This is a genomic window from Sphingobacterium bovisgrunnientis (assembly GCF_009829085.1).
Taxonomy (GTDB): Bacteria; Bacteroidota; Bacteroidia; order Sphingobacteriales; family Sphingobacteriaceae; genus Sphingobacterium; species Sphingobacterium bovisgrunnientis.
This window is the reverse complement of record NZ_WUQY01000075.1, coordinates 1-1723: the sequence shown is the minus strand read 5'-3', so window position 1 is coordinate 1723 and position 1723 is coordinate 1. Positions and strand designations below refer to the sequence as shown.

The following is a 1723-nucleotide window of genomic DNA, read 5'->3' as shown; positions in this document are numbered from 1 at the left end:
ATATATGAAAGAAGAAACAGCATTATTCATGATTTTACCTTGTTTCGCTAATTTATTTTCAATGTTCACGAAGTCGGTTAAATTGATTTTTGAGCTTATAGCCCAGTTTTCTAACCTAACCGCATTTAATATGTCACCTGTTGTTGTTCTATTTTGTCCTTGTTTATTATACCATTTTGGAGCTGGAAGTTTATCATTATTTAGTTGATTAGCTTTGTGTGAAGCAAGTAAAAGCATACCGTAACAAGCTGATAAGAACGCTGGCACTTTTTGCACGGCTTGTTTTTCTCTCACCTGTGCTTGTCCACACCCCATTAAGCTTTTTTGATCTCTAAACCCCACTTCGATTTCCCATCTTCGTATGTAGGATTGAACTAAAGTTTTGAGATTTATTTCTTGATCAGTGGAGATTAAATATGCGGGGTTTCGGTAGAGTAATTTAGACTTTTTAGTTAATCTATATCCAATAGGCTTGATTACAATCAACATTAAATTTTTATCACCAGATTTTTTCCAACGTATATCCTTGAGCACTTTTACCTGTAATTCTCTTATCTTTCCAGCGACCCAAACCTCGATAGACTGATAAGGTACAGCGTCATCTTTCCTGGTTTGTTCTGGCGTTGGTAACTCATGCCCATAATAGGCTTTACGTCCGCGGGAACCAGGTTTTTTCTCTTGCGTAGGTAAAGCATACAGTTTAGCATCCTTACGAATACGTCCTAACAAAACCACATTTTCAGGTAATTTGCGTAGCACGGTCTCATTGGTATAGCTACCATCTACACTGAGTATGAGTTTTCGCAATTGGTATCCATCTTGATTCAAATCTTGACGCAACTGTATAATTCGCTCAATACCTACTGCGCTCATTTTTTCTTTCTTCTGCCGTTCACGAAAAATTGCTACTTCTTGCTCGCTAGCATCTTTCGCAGGTTTAGCAATTGGAGGACAATGTAAAAAATCTACAGGAATAGCACGTGAGGGACCATAAATATCTTTCTGTAAAAGGGATAGTGATATTTGAATAAATCGCTGTCCCCAAATAAAATTATTAGCAAACGGAGGGCCTAATGGATCACGTAGCCAACCTGAACCATATATTTTCTTCCCTGTCTTTCGCAATAGGGTATCGTCCATGTGCGCATAGATATACCTATCCTCTGATTCATTCAAAAGAACAACTTGTTTTCGAATTACCCCAAAAATATCTTTTAGATTCATTCGGCTCCCCTTAAATAGACGGTATGCTGCAGACCAATCTTTAAATTGATTGCCACTTGCTGTTAACATACCAGTCACTGTACATCGACCTAGACTACATAGCAAACCCAATGCTAAACTGCGGGCTCTCTGAAAGGTACGGTGTTGATTAAAAGCCGAACTACATGTTCAAAAAGATATTGAAAATGAGCGATTATGCTTTTTTGGGAAGTTTTTTTTTAAGGTCTTTTACAGACTCGTCACTTCGTTGAAGAACAAGTCGCTGATGATCATCTATTACCCACTCTACAATTTCTCCTTGTTGAAATTCAATAGCTTGAGCAACTGCGGCTGGAAAGTTAACATACCACTGTTCACTTTTAGCGCGTTTAATCACTTGAACTTTTGTTGGATATCCCACATCTAGTTGTTTAACTAGATGTTAAGTTATAAAAAAAATGCGATAAATCAAAAATCATCGCATTTTTTTTAAAATATCTAGTAAACAGCCAAAGTCAAG

At 37.1% G+C, this 1723-nt stretch carries 1 protein-coding gene and 1 pseudogene; both read right to left on the bottom strand.

From position 1 onward, the window contains the following. Positions 1-1359 (bottom strand): annotated as a pseudogene (locus tag GOQ16_RS17130) (transposase); the annotation flags it as partial. Positions 1360-1417: 58 nt separating this feature from the next. Beyond that, positions 1418-1624 (bottom strand): hypothetical protein, encoded by a 207-nt coding sequence (locus GOQ16_RS17125; protein WP_132778533.1) that lies wholly within the window; start codon positions 1622-1624, stop codon positions 1418-1420. Positions 1625-1723: the final 99 nt, after the last annotated feature.